Consider the following 4,096-nt stretch of genomic DNA (forward strand, 5'->3'; position numbering starts at 1 on the left):
GAGATGCTCAGCAGCTATCGCTTTCTGGCCGGCTTCAGTCAGAAATACGCGCCGCGCCTGCATATCAGCAAAGGTGATCTGCAGGTGCTGGGTAACCGCTTATACGCTGCCTTCGATACCCGGCCGGGAAAAATAATCAGCATCAATCCGGGTATCAGCCCGTCGCTGGGGCAGGAAAAGCTGTCGCTGAATCTGCGCAAGAATGTCTGGCAATTAATTCCCGGTCAGTTCCGCCGTAACGAGGCTGATCCCGGCGCCGCACCCGACCGCGAACAGGTTCTGAAACAATCGCCCAGTCTGGTCGAGCTGCTGTGTTTCGCGCGCTTTAATGAACTGCTGCAGAGTCATACGCGGATTGCGCTCTATCCGCAGTACAACCCGCTCAGTACTTATGAGCTGAAAGAAGTGCTGCAGGTGATCCGTTCGCTGCAGCCATACCAGCCACAGGCCGAAGATTTCCGCCATCCGGCGCGGCCGCTGCAGTGGCATTTAATGGTTAACGTCGGTGTTGATCCGCAGCATCAGTTGAGCCGCCGCGGTATGCAGAAAATCAGTAACCGCGACGATGCACTGGGCTACAGTGCCGCGCGCGAAAACCTGATTCTGACCATCGATCTGGTCAGCATTAACAGCTGGGGCGAATGGCTGGTGGAACGCTTCAGCGGCGATGCCGCCATGCTGCAGTGTCTGCAACATATGCTGCAGTACCTGCCGCAGGTGAAACAGTTTGGCTGGCCGGCGATGAATATTCAGTGCCACTGCGCCACCCGCTCCAGTGCCATTCGCATCCGTGTCGAGCAACTGCTGGATGATGTGCTCAATCATTTCAGCGCACAGCCGCGCTCGCCTTATCTGATCGAAGCCGCCGAAACCTATTACCTGCTGGAAAACAGCCGTGAGGGGGTACAGCTGCGCATTGCCGATTCCCCGATGAAATTACTGGCGCTGCTGCAGCGCCCACTTACCCATTTTACGCCCTATATCCTCGACCGTGCAGCGCTGCATTCCAGCCCGTTGCGGCTGATCTTTGAGCAGAGTCGCAGTGGCTTGTGGCAGCTGTTTTACTGGCGCAAAGACGGGCGCTTGTTCTTTTATTTTCTCGACGAAAAAGGCGCATTGCTGCATCAGCAGTGGCCGGATAGCGGTAACAGCAGTCAGTGGTTATTGCCGCTGGTGCGTTTTCTGCGCCAGCTTGATCAGCGCTGGCAGCAGCAGAGCGGGCGGGTGCAGCCACGTAAGCTGATGCTGTTTGAATTACGCCGTAAACCACAGAGCTATGAGTTTGAGATGGTGCGCCGCCGCTTGCCGGAGCTGGCGGAGCAGAGTGCCAGCATCGACCTGCGCGCGGTGCTGGATGCGCAGCAGCAACCCACTCTGTACTGCAATAATCTGGAGTACAGTGCCTGGCAATTTGGTGGTGATCTTTACCGCGAAGTGGCGGCGGAGGTGCGTCGTCTGCGCAGCAGTCATGAAGCCTATCCTCTTTGCCTGAGTGATATCGTGCTGCCTGACAGCTTTAGTATTATTGAGCACCTGCAGGTAAAGCAGCGCCTTGAAAATCGTCTGAATCAGGCCGTGAACGACAGCAATCCCTGAGTATTATCTGCCTTCTGCAGCCGCAGACAGTGTGCAGGAATCCCCGTATAATGCCGCCAAATTCCGGAGATTCCCGATGATGCGTGCACGCCCCGTTGTTTTCATCTTACTGTCCCTGCTGCTGGCAGCCGGACTGTCTGCCTGTGGACAAAAAGGCCCGCTGTATCTGCCGGAGGATGCTCCTGCCACCGCAGATTCTATGGAAAAGTAATCCTCACCATGCCGATGTTTACATATCAGAATGGCGTGCTGCACGCCGAACAGGTTTCTCTTGCCGCACTGGCCAGCCAGCACGGTACGCCGCTGTACGTGTATTCCCGTACCGCTCTGGAACAACATTTCAACGCGTACACCAAAGCTCTGGGCGAATGGCCGCATCTGGTGTGCTACGCGGTTAAAGCCAACTCCAACCTGGCAGTACTGAACGTGCTGGCGCAACAGGGTGCCGGTTTCGATATCGTCAGCCTGGGCGAACTGGAGCGTGTGCTGGCGGCAGGCGGAGACCCGAAAAAAGTGGTGTTCTCCGGTGTAGGCAAACAGGCTCATGAAATGGCGCGCGCGCTGGAAGTGGGCGTTTACTGCTTTAACGTCGAGTCCGAAGCCGAGCTGGAGCGTCTGAGTGCGGTAGCCACCGAGCGCGGTCAGGTAGCGCACGTTTCCCTGCGCGTTAACCCGGATGTCGATGCCCAGACCCACCCTTATATTTCCACCGGTCTGAAAGACAACAAGTTCGGCGTCGATATCAACGATGCGCCGCGCGTGTACGCCAAAGCGGCGAGCCTGCCGGGCCTTGAAGTGAAAGGTGTGGATTGCCATATTGGCAGTCAGCTGACCGAGATCCGTCCGTTCCTCGACGCGCTGGATCGTCTGCTGGTGCTGATCGATACCCTGGCAGAGCAGGGCATCACCATTGAGCACCTCGATCTGGGTGGCGGTCTGGGTGTGCAGTACCGTGATGAAACACCAGCCAGTGCCGAAGAATATATTGCCGCGGTTAAAGCCCGTCTGGGCGAGCGTCGCTTTAAACTGATTTTTGAGCCGGGCCGTTCTGTGGCCGCCAATGCCGGTGTATTCCTCACCCGTGTGGAATACCTGAAGCTGAACGACCACAAAAACTTTGCCATCATTGACGGTGCGATGAATGACCTGATCCGTCCGGCGCTGTACAGCGCCTGGCAGGACATCAAACCTGTGGTTGAGAACAGCGATGCGCCGCTGCGTACTTACGATCTGGTTGGCCCGGTGTGTGAAACCGGTGACTTCCTCGGTAAGAACCGCGAGCTGGCACTGAGCGAAGGCGATCTGCTGGCGGTAATGTCGGCTGGTGCTTATGGTTTTGTCATGGCATCCAACTACAACACCCGTGGCCGCGCTGCCGAGATTATGGTCGATGGTACTCAGGCCCATGTGGTGCGTGAGCGCGAAACCATTGCCAGCCTCTATGCTGGTGAATCTGTTCTGCCGGCCAACTGAGCGAATACAACTATGTGGTTAAAGTTCAGCAAAATGCACGGTCTGGGAAATGACTTTATGGTGATCGATCTGGTCACCCAGAGTGGTCATATCCGTCCGGACCGGGTGCGTGAACTGGCAGACCGGAATTTCGGTATCGGCTTCGATCAGCTGCTGATCGTTGAACAGCCCAGTAAGCCGGATGTGGATTTCCGCTACCGTATTTTTAACGCCGATGGCAGTGAAGTAGAAAACTGTGGCAACGGCGCGCGCTGTTTCGCCCGTTTTGTTTACGATCAGCACCTGACCGGCAAGCGTGATATCCGCGTTGAAACTGCCAGTGGCATTATGGAACTGCACCTGACCGACGATCGTCAGGTGGTGGTCGATATGGGCAAGCCTGTACTCGAACCAGCGCAGATTCCGTTTATCGCCGATGGCTTTGCACCTGAATATCAAGTGAACATCGAAGGCATTGGTGAGGTGGCGCTGGGTGCTGTTTCGATGGGCAACCCCCATGCGGTACTGCGTGTTGAGGATATCGACACGGCTCCGGTTGAGCAGTGGGGACCACTGATCGAACCGCACCGTTTGTTCCCGCGTAAAGTGAATGTCGGCTTTATGCAGGTGGTGGACGAGCACCATGTCCGCCTGCGCGTGTACGAACGCGGTGCGGGCGAAACCCTCGCCTGTGGTACCGGTGCCTGTGCGGCGGTGGTGTCCGGTCAGCTGCGTGGCTGGCTGAAGCCCGGTGTTACCGTGTCATTGCCCGGCGGTGATTTGTTTATAGAATGGGATGGTCAGTCAAGTGTACGCATGACTGGCCCGGCGGTGACGGTCTTCGAAGGCCGGATCAATATTTAGGAAGGACAGGAATGAGCCAGCAACCCCGCTTAACCGATGCCGATGTCGTGCAGTACCTGCAGGACCACCCGGACTTTTTTATCGGCAAAGACGACTTACTGGCCGATCTGCGTGTACCGCACAATGCCGGCGCGGCGACCAGTCTGGTTGAACGCCAGTTGTCGGTACACCGCCAGCGCAACGT

The 4,096-nt window shown here is 56.9% G+C and carries 5 protein-coding genes; all 5 read left to right on the top strand.

Going from position 1 to position 4,096, the window contains the following annotated elements; translation table 11 throughout:
- Positions 1-1,596 (top strand): class I adenylate cyclase (locus tag B3P58_RS05170; RefSeq protein WP_286716403.1); only part of this gene is annotated, 1,596 nt, incomplete at its 5' end.
- Positions 1,597-1,675: 79 nt separating this feature from the next.
- Positions 1,676-1,807, top strand: coding sequence for an LPS translocon maturation chaperone LptM (gene lptM / locus B3P58_RS05175; RefSeq protein ID WP_222428519.1), 132 nt, complete (start codon positions 1,676-1,678; stop codon positions 1,805-1,807).
- A gap of 8 nt (positions 1,808-1,815) precedes the next feature.
- The gene (lysA, locus tag B3P58_RS05180) at positions 1,816-3,069 is read left to right on the top strand and encodes a diaminopimelate decarboxylase (protein ID WP_145467762.1); all 1,254 of its coding nucleotides are present in this window, start codon (positions 1,816-1,818) and stop codon (positions 3,067-3,069) included.
- A 12-nt stretch (positions 3,070-3,081) separates the two neighbouring features.
- Positions 3,082-3,912 (top strand): diaminopimelate epimerase, encoded by an 831-nt coding sequence (gene dapF, locus B3P58_RS05185; RefSeq protein WP_230331046.1) that lies wholly within the window; start codon positions 3,082-3,084, stop codon positions 3,910-3,912.
- An 11-nt stretch (positions 3,913-3,923) separates the two neighbouring features.
- Positions 3,924-4,096 (top strand): DUF484 family protein (locus B3P58_RS05190; protein WP_286716404.1); only part of this gene is annotated, 173 nt, incomplete at its 3' end.

The sequence above is a fragment of the Thalassolituus sp. UBA2009 genome (assembly GCF_002335285.1).
Lineage (GTDB): Bacteria > Pseudomonadota > Gammaproteobacteria > Pseudomonadales > Oceanobacteraceae > Venatoribacter > Venatoribacter alkanivorans.

What these genes read in the sequence shown, in the direction of transcription:
- lptM (WP_222428519.1), top strand. Translation starts at nt 1,676, where the DNA reads ATGCGTGCACGCCCCGTTGTTTTCATCTTACTGTCCCTGCTGCTGGCA.
- lysA (WP_145467762.1), top strand. Translation starts at nt 1,816, where the DNA reads ATGCCGATGTTTACATATCAGAATGGCGTGCTGCACGCCGAACAGGTT.
- dapF (WP_230331046.1), top strand. Translation starts at nt 3,082, where the DNA reads ATGTGGTTAAAGTTCAGCAAAATGCACGGTCTGGGAAATGACTTTATG.